This is a genomic window from Mesorhizobium sp. USDA 3734, from assembly GCF_056279665.1.
In genome coordinates this window covers 7,253,959-7,268,905 of sequence record NZ_JBWCCW010000001.1, presented here as the reverse complement: position 1 = coordinate 7,268,905, position 14,947 = coordinate 7,253,959, and the positions used below count along the sequence as shown (strand labels likewise).

Here is a 14,947-nt window from a genome sequence, read left to right as displayed (position 1 = left end):
GTCAGAGCCCCGCCGTCTTGAGCGCAGCAGCCTTCTTGATGGCCGAGCGAATCCTGGGATAGGTGCCGCAGCGGCAGAGATTGCCGCCCATGGCGTTGTCGATATCGGCGTCGCTCGGGTCCGCGACCTCGTCGAGTAGCGCCACCGCGCTCATGATCTGGCCGGCCTGGCAGTAGCCGCATTGCGCGACCTGTTCCTCCAGCCATGCCTGCTGCACCGGATGCAGCTTGCCCGCAGTGCCGATACCTTCAATGGTGGTCACAGTGCCGCTGACCTGGCCGACCGGAAGGGAGCAGGAACGCACCGGCTGACCATCGACATGAACCGTGCAGGCGCCGCAGGCGGCGATGCCGCAGCCGAACTTCGGTCCGGTCTTGCCAATGAGATCGCGCAGGGCCCACAGCAACGGCATGTCCGGATCGGCATCGATATCGAATGACTGACCGTCGACGGTGAGGCGCATGGGGATACCCTTTGTTGTCGTCCACTGCCCAAGGCGAAATGGCCGACCGGCCATTTCATCAAACAGATTGACAAATTACGTCATTTTGTCAATCTGGATTTTGCAGGATGGAATTTTCCATGAATCAGATCGAAGACATCGCCGCCGCAGACCCCAAACGCGTCCGTATCCTGGATGGGGCGATGAAGGTGTTTTTGGCCTATGGCTTCTCTCGCACCACCATGGACGACATCGCCCGCGCCGCCGACATGTCGCGCCCGGCGCTTTATCTCCTGTTCAAGAACAAGACCGACATTTTCCGCGCCATCGCCATGATGATCCTGTCGCGCTCGGTCGAGGCGGCAAAGATGGCTCTAGCCGGCGACGGCACCTTCACTGAGCGCATGATGCACGCCATCGACGAGGCATTCATCTCGATGATGAGCGCCGTCATTGCCTCGCCGCACGGCGCCGAACTGCTGGACATGAAGTCGAGCCTTGGCGATCTGGTGGGCTGCTGGCGCGGCGGGCTTGGCAAACATATCGCAGCCGCGATCGAAGGCGAAGCAGCCGGGAACGGCGTCGATCTGGCGGCCAGGGGCCTGTCGACGCAACTGCTTGCCGACATGCTGCTCGACGGTCTGGAAGGCATGAAGGCGCGGATCAGCGATCCGGAGGGACAGCGGCAGGCGGCCGCCGCCCTGATCAGGGTGATCAACCTGACCTTGAAAGCATGATCGCGAACCGATCGATGAACATCGATTGGTCGTTCAGGCCCGGCGGCGCTCCGCCTCGGGATTCTTGCGCGCAGCAAGGAATTCCTTGACCCGGCGGCCAGGTGCCGGACCGCGCACCGGCTTGAAGCCGTCGTCGAGCTCGCCGGAGAGATCGAGCGTCGCACGCTTGCCGACGGCGTCGTAATTCTCTTCCAGCCAGTCGCTGGCGGCGGTGCGGCCGAGATCTCTGAGATAGCTCAGGAACGCCCATTCGGCATTGACCTTCGACGACGCCGACAGATCCTTGAACGCCTCGTCGGCATCGATGCGGTGCATGCGGATGTCGCGGTATTCGCCGTGTGGCAGGCGGCCGGCGGCGATCAGTTCCTTGACGAAGGCGATCGAGCGGAATTCGCGCAGCAGCCCGGCGTTGAAAGTGATCTCGTCGATGCGGTTCTGGATTTCGTTGGCGCTCCTGGGTGTTCCCTCCCGCACCACCGGATTGATTTGCACCAGAAGCACGTCCTCGGTCGCAGCCGTCTTGAAGAACGGATAGAGCGCCGGGTTGCCGCCATAACCGCCATCCCAATAAGGCACGCCCTTGATCTCGACGGCACGGAACAGTTGCGGCAGGCAGGCCGAGGCCATCACCGTGTCGAGGTCGATCTCGCCATCGGAAAAGACGCGCAACTGTCCGGTCTCGACATTGGTCGCCGAGATGAACAGTTCCATCGACTTGCAGGCGCGGACATTCTTGAAATCGATCTCCTGCTGAACCACGTCGCGCAGCGGATTGAGGCCGAGCGGGTTGGCGACATAGGGTGAGAACACCCGCGACATGGTGTCGAAGAAGAGATAGCCCGGCGTGTTCTCGATCGACCAGTTGCCCCAGGCGACATCCCACGGCATGCGCTGCACCGGGCTGAACCGGCCCTTGGCCGCCACCGCACGCCAGAAATCGTCAAGTTTTTGCCGCGCTCCCTCGACGCCACCGCGGACAAAACCGTCGGCCAGCGCCACCGCGTTCATGGCGCCGGCGCTGGTGCCGGACACTGCTGATATCTCCAGCCGTCCGTCCTCCAGCAGCCGGTCGAGCACGCCCCAGGAAAAGGCTCCGTGCGAGCCGCCGCCCTGAAGCGCCACATTGATCTTCTTCGTCTCCTCCGCCTTGCCGTTTTTGGTCATGGCGTCGTCCTTGATCTGTCTGTTTGGGTAGATGAGAAGATTTTGCGCCTCACGCGGCGGTCCAGCCGCCGTCGACCGAGAGATGCGTGCCGTTGACCTGCGCTGCCGCGTCCGAACACAGGAACACCGCCGCTGCCGCGATCTGCTCGACCGTGACGAATTCCTTGGTCGGCTGCTTGTCCAGCATGACCTCACGGATGACGGTCTCTCGATCCATCTCATGGGCTTTCATCTGGTCGGGGATCTGCGCCTCGACCAGCGGCGTCAGCACATAGCCCGGGCAGATGGCGTTGCAGGTGATTTTTTCACGCGCCAATTCGAGCGCAACGGTCTTGGTCAATCCCATGATGCCGTGCTTGGCCGAGACATAGGCCGATTTGAACGGTGACGCGACCAGGCCATGCGCCGAGGCGATGTTGACGATCCGGCCGCCGCCGGCCTTTTTCATCAGTGGGATCGCGGCTGCGATGGTGTGGAACGCCGACGACAGGTTGATGGCGATGATGGCATCCCATTTTTCGATCGGGAAGTCTTCCACCGGCGCGACATGCTGGATGCCGGCATTGTTGACCAGGATATCGACCGACCCGAACGTCTCGGCCGCCTTGGCGATCAGCGCCCGGCATTCGGCCGGTTTCGACATGTCGGCCTTGATGTAGGCGGTCTTCACCTTGTGCTGTCTGGCGATCGCATCGGCGATGGCGTGGTCGGCCGCCGTGTCGGAGAAGGAATTGACGACGATCGTGTGGCCTTCGGCCGCCAGCGCCTCAGCGATGGCCAGGCCAATGCCCGACGTGGAGCCGGTGACAACTGCGGTTTTTCTGGCGGCCAAGGGCGGAATCCTCTGGTTGTGGCAAGAGCGAACTTATGTTGCAGTGCAGCATATATGCTCAATGCGACGCAATAACAGCGGCCAGAATTTGCGGCGAGATGAAATTTTCGTCATGAGCGGCGCACGGCCGCCCACCGGAAGGACATCCGTCGGATGCTTTGGCAGGCGCCGCTCTCTCCAGCGAACGCGAAAAGGCTCAGGCGACGAGGTCCGGCACCGGCCCGACATACCGCGACTGCGGACGGATCAGCCGTCCGGTCGTCTGCTGCTCTCGTGCATGGGCAATCCAGCCAGCGACACGCCCCGCGGCAAAGACATTGCTGAAGGCTGACGGTGGAAAGCCCGCTGCCTCCAGCAGCAGCGCGGTGTAGAACTCGACATTGGTCTGCAGCGAGCGCTGCGGCTTGGCGACCCGCAGCACGTCGAGCGCTGCTTGCTCCACTGTCTCCGCGAAGGCCAGCCGGCGGCCGGTTTCGCCCTCGCCGCCGAGTTGCCGCACGACCGCCTTCAGCACGTCGGCGCGCGGATCGCGCACGCGGTAGATGCGATGGCCGAACCCCATGATGCGCTCGCCATGCGCGACCTCGTCGTGCAGCCAGCCGGCGGCATCGCCATGCACCGCGATCGCATCCAGCATCTCGATGACAGGACCAGGCGCGCCGCCGTGCAGCGGCCCCTTGAGCGCGCCAAGCCCGGCCAACACGGACGACGTCAGGCCGGCCAGTGTCGAAGCGACCACGCGGGTGGCAAAGGTCGATGCGTTGAGGCCGTGGTCGCAGACAGTCACCAGATAGGTATCGAGCGCTTTCGCCAGCGCTGGCGAGGCAACGCTGCCGTTGAGCATCCTCAACATGTCGGCGGCATGGTCGGCCTGGCTGTCCGGCGCGATCGGCTCCTCGCCGCGCTGCAGGCGCAGCAGGGCCGGCGTCAGCACCGTAGGCGCAGCGATCAACAGCAAGGCGTCCGTCAGCGTATCGCCGTCCGGCAGCAGCGCCATGCCGGCGCGCATGGCGCTGTAGACATCGAGCGATGCCAGCAGGGGCAATGAGGGCAAAAGCCGCTCGAACACGTCCGCACGCGCCTGGCCCAGCGCCCGCGTCAGGTCCGTATCGCCGGGAAGATCGTCGAAGAAGCCGTCGAGCAACAGGCGCACCACCTGGGCATAGCTCCAGCGGCCGGCCAACTCCGGCAGCGAATGACCTCGGATCGTCAGACGGCCGCCGAGACCATCCACATCGGAAAGCACGGTTTCCGCCGCCACCACGTCATCGAGCCCATTCGCCATAGCCTTGTCTCCTTGAAGCATTTCCGGATCGGAGATAAGGCTGGGCAACATGTCCATCAATCTTGATCAATAGAATCAATATCAGAGTTCGATATGTCCGAGTGGTTGTCCAGGGAAGAAGCGCTTGAGCGCCTCAGAGTGCGGGCGCAGACGCTGTACGCCTATGTCAGCCGTGGGCGAATCGGCATGCGGCCCGACCGCGCCGATCCGCGCCGCAGCCAGTATCGCGCTGACGACATTGCCGCCCTGGCAACCCGCCGGGCACGCGGCCGCAGCCCGTCGGTCATCGCCGAAAGCGCCATTGCCTGGGGCGAGCCCTCGATCGCAACGGCGATTTCGACCGTATCGCACGGTCAGCTCATCTATCGCGGGCAGGACGCCGCAGCGCTTTCTGCATATGCCACATTGGAAGCAACAGCCGCAGTGCTCTGGGCTCTGCCGGAACCGGTGGCTTTCGAAGCACCGTCGCCGGATGCACCCCACCAGGCTGGCCGGGCCGCGGCCTTTGCCCGACTTGCCGTGCTTGCTGGCCAGGGGCGCTCATCGCTTGGGCGCAGCGCCGCCTCGCTGCATGCCGATGCCGCGCACGCGGTCGGCGTGCTGGCCGGTGCGCTGGGCGCACCGGCAGGGTCAGATCCGGTCCATCAGCGGCTGGCGCAGGACTGGTCGGTGGATGCCGGCGGCGCGGACGCGATCCGCCGCGCGCTTGTCCTGCTTGCCGATCATGAACTGAATGCGTCGACCTTCGCCGCGCGCGTCGCAGCCTCGACCGGCGCGCCGCTGGCCGCCTGCCTGCTGGCTGGACTCGCGACGCTATCGGGACCACGTCATGGCGGCGCCGGCGAGGCGGTGATGCAACTGGCCGAGGATGCGGCGCGACATGGCGCCGATGCGACGATCCGGCGCTGGCTCAGCCACGATCGGCCATTGCCGGGGTTCGGTCATCAGCTCTATCCCGACGGCGATCCCCGAGGGGCGGTGCTGCTGTCGGTGATCGAGGTTGACGGCACACTATCGTCGCTGCGCGACGCTGCCCTTGCGGCGACCGGCGCGCTTCCCAACATCGATTTTGGGCTGGCCGCGCTGACACGCAGCCTAGGCTTGCCGCGCGATGCACCGTTCCGCCTGTTTGCGCTCGCACGCAGCGTCGGCTGGGCCGCGCACACGGTCGAACAGATAACAAGCGGAAGTGTCATCAGGCCGCGCGGCCGCTATGAGGGAGTGTTGCCTTAGAGCAATTCCAGGAAAAGCGTGAAACGGCTTTCCCGGGAAAAGCGGATAGCGCTTTCCCTTGGGAATTGCGTCAAACGTCTCACGACATCGTGTCGAGCTTGCGCTGCATGGCCGCGATCTGGTCCTTCAGTTCCTGAAGGTCGTCGGGTTTTTCTGGCGTTTCCTTCCTGGCCGGCTCGGGCGTTGGCGCAGCCGCTGGCACGGAGCCAGCCGGCGGAAATGGCGTGAACAGCCGCATCGCATTCTGGAACATTTCCATGTTGCGGCGTGTCTGTTCCTCCAGCGCCTTGATCGGCGTGGTGATCTTCATCATGTCGAGCGGCGACTTGCCGATCGCCCCCTTCATCTGCTCGCGAAAGCGTTCCTGCTCCTTGGAGAACGCGAGCATCGACTGTTCGAGGAAGCTCGGCACGATCATCTGCATCTGGTCGCCGTAATAGGCGATCAGCTGGCGCAGGAACGGGATCGGCAGCATGTTCTGCCCGTCCTTGTTCTCCAGTTCGAAGATGATCTGGGTCAGCACCGGATGCGTGATGTCATCGCCGGTCTTGGCGTCCTGGACGGTGAACTCCTCGCCCTTCTTGACCATCTCGGCGAGGTCCTCGAGCGTCACATAGGTGCTGGTGCCGGTGTTGTAGAGGCGGCGATTGGCGTATTTCTTGATGATGATCGGATCGTCTTTAGCGGCCATCTACATCCTCCCGGGGACACCGGCGCGCCTCTGAGTAAGCCGCCGATAACGATTGTGCCTTTTTTGAGGATATGCGCAAAAGCCTCACAATTCCAAGCAGTTTGTGCAGTGCGGGATCACTAAATGCTGCATAGCGGGCAAAATATGCTGCGCAGCAATGGACGAACGGCCGCCACGACAAGGCGCGACCTGCTTGCCGCGCATGGGCGCCATGCCCATTTCCGGTTTGACTTGGGGTTGGGAAAGGGCAAGAAAAGTCCTCAACGACAGAACAACACCCTTGAAGTCTGGAGAAGAAAATGTCCGCTTCCATCGTCATTGCCAGTGCGGCGCGCACGCCGGTCGGCTCCTTCAACGGCGCTTTCGCCGCCACCCCTGCGCATGAACTCGGTGCCGTCGTCATCAGGGAATTGCTGTCGCGTGCCGGTGTCGAACCAGGCGAGGTCGATGAGGTCATCCTCGGCCAGGTGCTGACCGCCGCTCAGGGTCAGAACCCGGCCCGCCAGGCATCGATCAATGCAGGCCTGCCCAAGGAAACCACAGCCTGGGGCCTCAATCAGGTTTGCGGCTCGGGTCTGCGCGCCATAGCGCTCGGCATGCAGCAGATCGCCACCGGCGATGCCAAGGTGATCATCGCCGGCGGCCAGGAATCAATGTCGCTTTCGACGCATGCCCAGCACCTGCGCGCCGGCGTCAAGATGGGCGACTTCAAGCTGATCGACACCATGATCAAGGATGGGCTGTGGGATGCCTTCAACGGCTATCACATGGGCAACACCGCCGAAAACGTCGCGCGTCAGTTCCAGATCACCCGCGACGACCAGGACCAGTTTGCGCTCGCCTCGCAGAACAAGGCCGAGGCCGCGCAGAAGGCCGGCAAGTTCAAGGACGAGATCGTCGCCGTCACCATCAAGGGCAAGAAGGGCGACACCATCGTCGACCAGGACGAGTACATCCGCCACGGCGCCACGATCGACGCCATGACCAAGCTGAAGCCGGCTTTCGACAAGGACGGCACGGTGACCGCCGCCAACGCCTCCGGCATCAATGATGGCGCGGCCGGCGCGCTGCTGATGAGCGAAGCGGAAGCGGTGAGGCGCGGCATCACCCCGCTGGCGCGTATCGTGTCCTGGGCAACCGCCGGCGTCGATCCGCAGATCATGGGCACCGGACCTATTCCCGCCTCGCGCAAGGCCTTGGAAAAGGCCGGCTGGTCGGTCGGCGATCTCGACCTGGTCGAGGCCAACGAAGCCTTTGCGGCGCAAGCTTGCGCCGTCAACAAGGACATGGGCTGGGATCCCTCGATCGTCAACGTCAATGGCGGCGCGATTGCTATCGGCCATCCGATCGGCGCTTCGGGCGCCCGCGTCTTCAACACGCTGGTCTTCGAGATGCGCCGGCGCGGCGCCAAGAAGGGCCTCGCCACCCTATGCATCGGCGGCGGCATGGGCGTCGCCATGTGCATCGAAGCACTCTGAAGAAGTCACTAACCGGGCGGCGCGAGCCGCCCGTTCTGTATCCAGTGCCTGCCAAGCCCGACAACAGGGCGATATCAAAAAAGGGGAAATGCATGACCAAGGTAGCAATCGTCACAGGGGGATCGCGCGGTATCGGCGCGGCGATCTCGATCGCATTGAAGACCGCCGGCTATTCGGTTGCCGCGAACTACGCCGGCAATGACGACGCGGCTGGAAAATTCAAGGCCGAGACCGGCATTCCCGTCTACAAATGGTCGGTCGCCGACTATGATTCCTGCGCCGCCGGCATCAAGCAGGTCGAGGCCGATCTCGGCCCGGTCTCGGTGCTGGTCAACAATGCCGGCATCACCCGTGACGCCATGTTCCACAAGATCACGCGCGAACAGTGGAAAGAGGTCATCGACACCAATCTGTCCGGTGTCTTCAACATGACGCATCCGCTGTGGAGCGGCATGCGCGACCGCAAGTTCGGCCGCGTCATCACCATTTCCTCGATCAACGGCCAGAAAGGCCAGGCCGGCCAGGTCAACTATTCCGCCGCCAAGGCCGGCGACATCGGTTTCAGCAAAGCTCTCGCTCAGGAGGGGGCTCGCGCCGGCATCACCGTCAACGTCATCTGCCCCGGCTACATCGCCACCGAGATGGTCAAGGCGATCGACGAGAAGGTGCTCAACGAGCGCATCATTCCGCAGATCCCCGTCGGCCGCCTCGGCGAACCCGAAGAAATCGCGCGCTGCGTCGTCTTCCTCGCATCCGAAGATGCCGGCTTCATCACCGGCTCGACCCTCACAGCCAATGGCGGCCAATACTTCGCCTGACGACGCGGCGAGGTAGGCGGAGAGATCGACGGGCCGGCACACCGGCCCGTTTTTCGTTGCCGGCATGGTCCCTTTGACGTGCTCGCGACGGCAGTTGACCCAATCCGGCACGCAGAGGTTAACAGCCAGCCGCTGCCCTGTGCGAAAGCTGCTTCGCAACCTGTGGATTCTCGGTGGATAAGCTGTTTACAACACAAGATATTGGGGTGAACAAACCAAGAAAATTCTGGCATCGCTGATTCGTCGCCGATTCGTTCCGGCTTTGAGCGGAACGTTAACGCCGACGGCCGGAATCGCCTGCCAACTCCTTAACGCCGATTAAGAAAGATCAACAATTTCATAACCTTGGCCGAGGCACGCCAAGCCATTATGATCGTTCATCGGCAAAGATTAACGGCAAGGCCCTCTTAGCATGAAACGGGCCAGTTCAGCGATTCAGCATGTGGTGAGACTCGCGGTCGCAAAATCCACATGTAGCCGTGAACAAAAGCTGAATCTGCGGGAGTCACTGATTCGTCGCCGATTCGTTCCAGACTCGTTCTATCCGTTAATCCGCAGCCGGTTGAGAGCTTGACAAAACCACCTTCTGGCCGTCGGCGGAACATTCCGCTTTCGCTTCGCGCCCGAAATCCCTATGTGTCGCCTGTCATACGCGCCACTTGAGGCACGCTCCCGACAACCAGAGGCCGGCAAGCCTTATTTCCAGGTCCCGGAAGCCTTATTCTAGGTCAATGAACATCCAGCCCAAACACACCGAGCCGCTGATCCTGTCGGGCCGCGACGTGACCGCCGTGCTGGGGCCAACCAACACCGGCAAGACCCATCTCGCCATCGAACGCATGGTGGCGCATGAGAGCGGAATCATCGGCCTGCCGCTCAGGCTGCTGGCGCGTGAGGTCTACGCCCGCGTCTGCGAAAAGGTCGGCGCCCACAAGGTCGCGCTGATCACCGGCGAGGAAAAGATCCAGCCGCCGGGCGCCAGATATTCAGTCTGCACCGTCGAGGCCATGCCGCGCGAGACCGACGCAGCCTTCGTCGCCATCGACGAGGTGCAGTTGGCCGGCGACCTCGAGCGCGGCCACATCTTCACCGACCGCATCCTGCATCTGCGCGGCCGCCAGGAAACGCTTCTGCTGGGTGCGGCCACCATGCACGGCATCCTCCAGCGCCTGCTGAGGGGTGTCTCGGTGGTGACGCGGCCGAGGCTGTCGCATCTTGCCTATGCCGGTTCGAAGAAGCTGACCCGCCTGCCGCGGCGCACGGCAATCGTCGCCTTCTCCGCCGACGAGGTCTACGCCATCGCCGAGCTGATCCGCCGCCAGCAAGGTGGTGCCGCCGTCGTGCTCGGCGCGCTTAGCCCGCGCACCCGCAACGCCCAGGTAGCGCTGTTCCAGTCCGGCGATGTCGATTATCTCATCGCCACCGATGCCATCGGCATGGGTCTCAACCTCGATCTCGACCACGTCGCCTTCGCCCAGAACCGCAAGTTCGATGGCTTCCAGTATCGCAACCTGACGGCGGCCGAGCTTGGCCAGATCGCCGGCCGCGCCGGCCGGCATCTGCGCGACGGTACCTTCGGCGTCACCGGCCAGGTCGACCCGCTGGACGAGGAACTGATCAAGAAGATCGAAGGCCATGATTTCGATCCGGTGAAGGTGCTGCAGTGGCGCACCGCGCATTTCGACTTTGCCAGCCTAGATGCGCTGAAGCGCTCGATCGAAACCAACGCCCCGGTCGAGGGGCTGACGCGGGCATTGCCTGCCGTCGACGCGCAGGCGCTCGAGCATCTGTCGCGCGACGAGGACATCCGCGCACTCGCCACCAACGCCAAGCGCGTGGCGCTGCTGTGGGAAGCCTGCGCGCTGCCCGACTACCGCAAGATCGCGCCGGCCCAGCATGCCGACCTCATTGCCTCGATCTACACGGACCTCGCACGCCACGGCCATGTCGACGAGAATTACATGGCCGAACAGGTGCGCCGCGCCGACACCACAGAGGGCGATATCGACACGCTGTCGCATCGCATCGCCCAGATCCGCACCTGGACATTCGTGTCGAACCGGCCCGGCTGGCTGGCCGATCAGGCACACTGGCAGGAAAAGACGCGCGAAATCGAAGACAGATTGTCGGATGCGCTGCATGAGCGGTTGACGAAACGCTTCGTAGACCGCAGGACTTCCGTCCTCATGCGGCGCCTTAGAGAAAATACCATGCCTGAAGCCGAAATTAGTCCTACCGGAACCGTCCTTGTCGAAGGCCACCATGTCGGCGAGTTGCAAGGGTTCCGCTTCACCGCCGACCAGACCGCCGGCGGTGAAGACGCCAAGGCGGTGCGCACCGCGGCCCAGAAGGCGCTGGCCGCCGAGTTCGAGGCGCGCGCCGAACGCTTCGGCGCCTCGGCCAATGGCGACATCGCGCTTGGCTCGGACGGCACGCTGCGCTGGATCGGCGCGCCGATCGGTACGCTGGTCTCGGGCGAAGACGCGTTGAAGCCGCGCCTGGTGCTGCTGGCCGACGAACAACTGACCGGCCCGGCGCGCGACAAGGTCGCCGCGCGTGCCGAGCGGTTCGTCAATTTCCAGATCGAAACGCTGCTGAAGCCGCTGGTCGACCTGAAGAACGCCGATCAGATTTCCGGCATCGGCCGTGGCATCGCCTTCCAGCTGGTCGAGAATTTCGGTCTCATCAACCGCCGCGACATCGCCGAGGAGATGAAGTCGCTCGATCAGGAAGGCCGCGCCGCCCTTCGCCGGCTCGGCGTGCGCTTCGGCGCCTACCATGTCTTCGTGCCGGCGCTGATCAAGCCGGCGCCTGCCGGACTGGTGACGCTGCTGTGGGCGCTGAAGAACGACGGCAAGGACAAGCCAGGCTTTGGCGACGTGGTCCATGCGCTCGCCTCGGGTCGCACCTCGGTGGTCATCGACCCGGCCTTCGACAAGACCTTCTACAAGCTTGCCGGCTACCGCAATCTCGGCCGCCGCGCCGTGCGCATCGACATCCTGGAACGGTTGGCCGACCTGATCCGTCCGGCAACCAACTGGAAGCCCGGCCTCGGCCAGCGTCCGGACGGCGCCTATGACGGCCAGTCCTTCATGGTGACGCCGCCGATGATGTCGATCCTCGGTGCCACAGCCGACGACATGGAAGAGATCCTCAAAGGTCTCGGCTACCGTGCCGAGCCGAAGCCGGCCGTCGAGGTCAAGGCGCGGCTCGAAGCACAGGACAGTGCCGCGCGCGAAGCGGCGGTGGCGAAACTGGCGGCGGAAGAGGCTGCACGAGCCGAGCAGGCCAAAGCGGTCGAAGCCGCGGCAACGGATGCCGCAGCAGAGGCAGCAGTCGAAGGGTCGGAACCGGCATCGGACGCAGTGGCCGTTTCGGAAACGGCGTCCGAAATTCCCGCCGAAATCATCGCTGACGCCGCGGCGGAACCTGCTGCGCCTGCCGTGGAAGAACAGGCGCACGCTCCGGTCGAAACCGCGCAGGACGAAGCACCGGTAGCCGAGGCTGCGGCCGAAGCCGCTGAACCTGCGCCGGTTGAACCGCAGGCAGAGGCTGAGACCGCCGAGATTGAAGCCGCAGCGGCAGAAGAAGCCGCACCGGCCGAGCTGGCGGCAGATGCCGCGCCCGCAATGGACGCCGCGCCGGACGAACCTGCAGCGGTGGCTGAAGCAGCCGTCGGCGAACCCGCTCCGGAAGCCGAAGCGCCAAAACCCATCCTGTTGTGGCGTCAGGGTCGTTTCGAACAGCGCCCGCGCAACCGCGACGACAACCGCAGGAACAATCGCCCACGCAACGGACAAGCGCGCGGCCGAAGCGATGCGCCCGCGGATGCCGCCGGCGCACCGGCCGCGGCTGCACCCGGAGAACGTCCGGCCCATGAAGGCCGGCGTGACGGTGCCGGCAAGCCGCGCTTCGACCGCTCGAAGTTCAAACCCAAGCCGCAGGCCGAGGGCGAACAGCGGCGTGACGGCCGGCCGCAAGGCGAGCGTCCCGACCGCCGTGAAGGCCGGCCCGACTGGAAGGGTGGCAGGCCGGATGGCAAGGGTGGTCCGCAAGGCGGAAAGCCCGCCTTCCAGCCGAAGCCACGCGAGGAGCGCCCTTTGCGCTTCGATCCGGATTCGCCCTTCGCCAAGCTCGCCGCCTTGCGCGACCAGCTGAAGAAGTAGGCCAGAGCCGGATGATTTCAGGTCGAATCGACCTGAAATCTGAATCCGCCTCTAAACCAAGAGATAGAGCATGATGCCGTCCGAAAACCGCTTCGCACTTTTCGGCATCATGCTCTAGGCGCTTCGATGGTTGCTGAAGGCCGCCAGCGTATCGACAAATGGCTGTTCTTCTCTCGCGCCGTGAAATCGCGCTCGCTGGCGGCAAAGCTGGTGGTTGCCGGTCGCGTGCGGATCAATCGCGACAAAGCAGCGCAGGCCTCCGATCAGGTCAAGCCAGGCGACGTGCTGACCATCACGCTCGAGCGGCGCATCTTCATCTGGAAGGTGCTCAGCGCCGGTACTCGACGCGGCCCGGCCGAGGAGGCCCGCACGCTCTACGAGGATATGTCGCCACCGCCCGCACCGAAGGGCGAAGCCCCTCCCGATGCAATTCCGGGGCTGCGCGAGGCCGGCAGCGGCCGCCCGACCAAGAAGGAACGCCGCCAGACCGACCGACTGCTCGGCGAAGATTGATGCCTGGCGTTCAAAAACACGCAGCGATTTTGCGACAACGACGCGCCTGAGGCAAGAACTGAACCCGGCAAACAAGACGGTCCGCGGGACATAACTGACTCCCGCCGGGCCTGCCGTCTGGAATTCCATTCCGGAAACACCGGCACCGCCCGCAATGGCTACCCTTGCAAGCGGCCGATAAAGGCGTTACCTGACGGAAAAAGCCCAACAAAATGGGACGTCCCGGAGCCGACCGATGACCTATGTCGTGACCGACAATTGCATCAAATGCAAATACATGGACTGCATCGAGGTCTGTCCGGTCGACTGTTTCTACGAAGGCGACAACATGCTCGTCATCCATCCCGACGAGTGCATTGACTGCGGCGTCTGCGAGCCGGAATGCCCGGCCGACGCGATCAAGCCCGACACCGAGCCAGGTCTCGACAAATGGCTGCAGATCAACACCGAATACGCCGATAAATGGCCCAACATCACCGCCAAGAAAGAGCCTCCGGCAGACGCCAAATCCTTCGACGGCGAGGCCGGCAAGTTCGAGAAATACTTCTCGGCAGAGCCCGGCGAAGGCGATTGACAACACGGCCGCAAAGGCCGGTATTACGCAAGGTAAGAGACACGTCACATTAACCGGCTTGACAGCCGGCGTTGAGCTGTGGCCTTCGCGTATGCAGCAAAACCTTGATTCTTCCGACTTTTTGTGTTACATCAGCCAAACATGCCGGTGACACAACGTCGATTTATGGCGCAGACGCCCCAAATCACTGAAAGGTGAAAATCCCATTCCGGACCAGAGCGATCTGGGCCAGGCGGCCGCAATGTTGCGTTTGCCGGTCCGGCTTTTCCGATGGGTTCATCTGTTGTGCGGCTAACGATCGGTTTCCCCGATCGCGCGAGTTCGGGCCGGCAGGACGCCGGTACCACAACAAGGAGTTCAGGGCGTAATGGCAACGATCACCCCGCAGAAGAAGTCCACCGCTGCGCGTCACGGTTTCAAGACCGGCGAGTACATCGTCTACCCGGCACATGGCGTCGGCCAGATCGTCTCGATCGACGAGCAGGAAGTTGCTGGACACAAGCTGGAACTGTTCGTCATCGACTTCTCGAAGGACAAGATGCGGCTGAAGGTGCCGGTCGCCAAGGCGACCTCCATTGGCATGCGCAAGCTGTCGGAAGAGGATTATGTCGAGCGCGCGCTGAAGGTCGTGCAGGGCCGCGCCCGCGTCAAGCGCACCATGTGGTCGCGCCGCGCCCAGGAATATGATGCGAAGATCAATTCAGGCGACCTGATCTCGATCTCGGAAGTTGTGCGCGATCTCTACCGCGCCGACAACCAGCCGGAGCAGTCCTATTCCGAGCGTCAGCTCTATGAGGCGGCCCTCGACCGCATGGCCCGCGAAATCGCGGCCGTCAACCGCATGTCGGAAACCGAAGCCGTGCGCCTGATCGAGGTCAACCTCAACAAGGGCCCTAAGCGTGGCGCCAAGGCCGACAATGAGGAAGCCGAGCAGGAAGAAGCTGCCTGAGCTTTTTCGCCTTTGAATTCATGAAAAACCCGGCCTCGCGCCGGGTTTTTTGCTTTCTGGCCGGG

General features: G+C 63.5%; 13 protein-coding genes. 8 read left to right on the top strand and 5 right to left on the bottom strand.

Translation table 11 applies throughout. The features are described from left to right. Nucleotide 1: 1 nt before the first annotated feature. Nucleotides 2-463 (bottom strand): (2Fe-2S)-binding protein, encoded by a 462-nt coding sequence (locus ACZ89F_RS34870; protein ID WP_476096737.1) that lies wholly within the window; start codon nucleotides 461-463, stop codon nucleotides 2-4. Between the two features lie 119 nt (nucleotides 464-582). Between ACZ89F_RS34870 and ACZ89F_RS34865 the strand changes: the two genes are divergently transcribed. Beyond that, on the top strand, nucleotides 583-1,179 hold the full coding sequence (locus ACZ89F_RS34865) for a helix-turn-helix domain-containing protein (RefSeq protein WP_476096736.1): 597 nt from the start codon (nucleotides 583-585) through the stop codon (nucleotides 1,177-1,179). A gap of 33 nt (nucleotides 1,180-1,212) precedes the next feature. Here ACZ89F_RS34865 and ACZ89F_RS34860 read toward each other — a convergent pair whose 3' ends face one another. The 3 genes from ACZ89F_RS34860 to ACZ89F_RS34850 all read right to left on the bottom strand — a co-directional run bounded on the left by ACZ89F_RS34860 (nucleotide 1,213) and on the right by ACZ89F_RS34850 (nucleotide 4,460). After that, entirely contained in the window at nucleotides 1,213-2,343 is a 1,131-nt protein-coding gene (locus tag ACZ89F_RS34860; RefSeq protein ID WP_476096735.1) for a patatin-like phospholipase family protein, read from the bottom strand. Between the two features lie 49 nt (nucleotides 2,344-2,392). Then, nucleotides 2,393-3,175, bottom strand: a complete 783-nt coding sequence (locus ACZ89F_RS34855; RefSeq protein ID WP_476096734.1) for a 3-hydroxybutyrate dehydrogenase — start codon at nucleotides 3,173-3,175, stop codon at nucleotides 2,393-2,395. A 196-nt stretch (nucleotides 3,176-3,371) separates the two neighbouring features. Beyond that, nucleotides 3,372-4,460: a citrate synthase/methylcitrate synthase gene (locus ACZ89F_RS34850; RefSeq protein WP_476096733.1), complete on the bottom strand. Its 1,089-nt coding sequence runs from the start codon at nucleotides 4,458-4,460 to the stop codon at nucleotides 3,372-3,374. Between the two features lie 93 nt (nucleotides 4,461-4,553). On the opposite strand from ACZ89F_RS34850, the gene ACZ89F_RS34845 reads away from it, so the two are divergent. Continuing rightward, nucleotides 4,554-5,693, top strand: a complete 1,140-nt coding sequence (locus ACZ89F_RS34845; RefSeq protein ID WP_476096732.1) for a citrate/2-methylcitrate synthase — start codon at nucleotides 4,554-4,556, stop codon at nucleotides 5,691-5,693. 79 nt (nucleotides 5,694-5,772) lie between these two features. On the opposite strand, the gene phaR is transcribed toward ACZ89F_RS34845, so the two are convergent. After that, nucleotides 5,773-6,384: a polyhydroxyalkanoate synthesis repressor PhaR gene (gene phaR, locus ACZ89F_RS34840; protein WP_476096731.1), complete on the bottom strand. Its 612-nt coding sequence runs from the start codon at nucleotides 6,382-6,384 to the stop codon at nucleotides 5,773-5,775. 299 nt (nucleotides 6,385-6,683) lie between these two features. Between phaR and ACZ89F_RS34835 the strand changes: the two genes are divergently transcribed. The 6 genes from ACZ89F_RS34835 to ACZ89F_RS34810 all read left to right on the top strand — a co-directional run bounded on the left by ACZ89F_RS34835 (nucleotide 6,684) and on the right by ACZ89F_RS34810 (nucleotide 14,882). Then, nucleotides 6,684-7,862, top strand: a complete 1,179-nt coding sequence (locus tag ACZ89F_RS34835) for an acetyl-CoA C-acetyltransferase (protein WP_476096730.1) — start codon at nucleotides 6,684-6,686, stop codon at nucleotides 7,860-7,862. Nucleotides 7,863-7,954: 92 nt separating this feature from the next. Next, entirely contained in the window at nucleotides 7,955-8,680 is a 726-nt protein-coding gene (phbB, locus tag ACZ89F_RS34830; RefSeq protein ID WP_224700571.1) for an acetoacetyl-CoA reductase, read from the top strand. 731 nt (nucleotides 8,681-9,411) lie between these two features. Next, nucleotides 9,412-12,846 carry a helicase-related protein gene (locus ACZ89F_RS34825; protein WP_476096729.1) on the top strand — a complete coding sequence of 1,145 codons (3,435 nt, stop codon included), beginning with the start codon at nucleotides 9,412-9,414 and terminating at the stop codon, nucleotides 12,844-12,846. A gap of 126 nt (nucleotides 12,847-12,972) precedes the next feature. Beyond that, a complete protein-coding gene (locus ACZ89F_RS34820) occupies nucleotides 12,973-13,359 on the top strand; it encodes an RNA-binding S4 domain-containing protein (RefSeq protein ID WP_476096728.1) in 387 nt (128 codons plus the stop codon). Nucleotides 13,360-13,594: 235 nt separating this feature from the next. Further along, the gene (gene fdxA / locus ACZ89F_RS34815; protein WP_476096727.1) at nucleotides 13,595-13,933 is read left to right on the top strand and encodes a ferredoxin FdxA; all 339 of its coding nucleotides are present in this window, start codon (nucleotides 13,595-13,597) and stop codon (nucleotides 13,931-13,933) included. Nucleotides 13,934-14,300: 367 nt separating this feature from the next. After that, nucleotides 14,301-14,882: a CarD family transcriptional regulator gene (locus tag ACZ89F_RS34810; protein WP_013529179.1), complete on the top strand. Its 582-nt coding sequence runs from the start codon at nucleotides 14,301-14,303 to the stop codon at nucleotides 14,880-14,882. Nucleotides 14,883-14,947 lie beyond the last annotated feature (65 nt).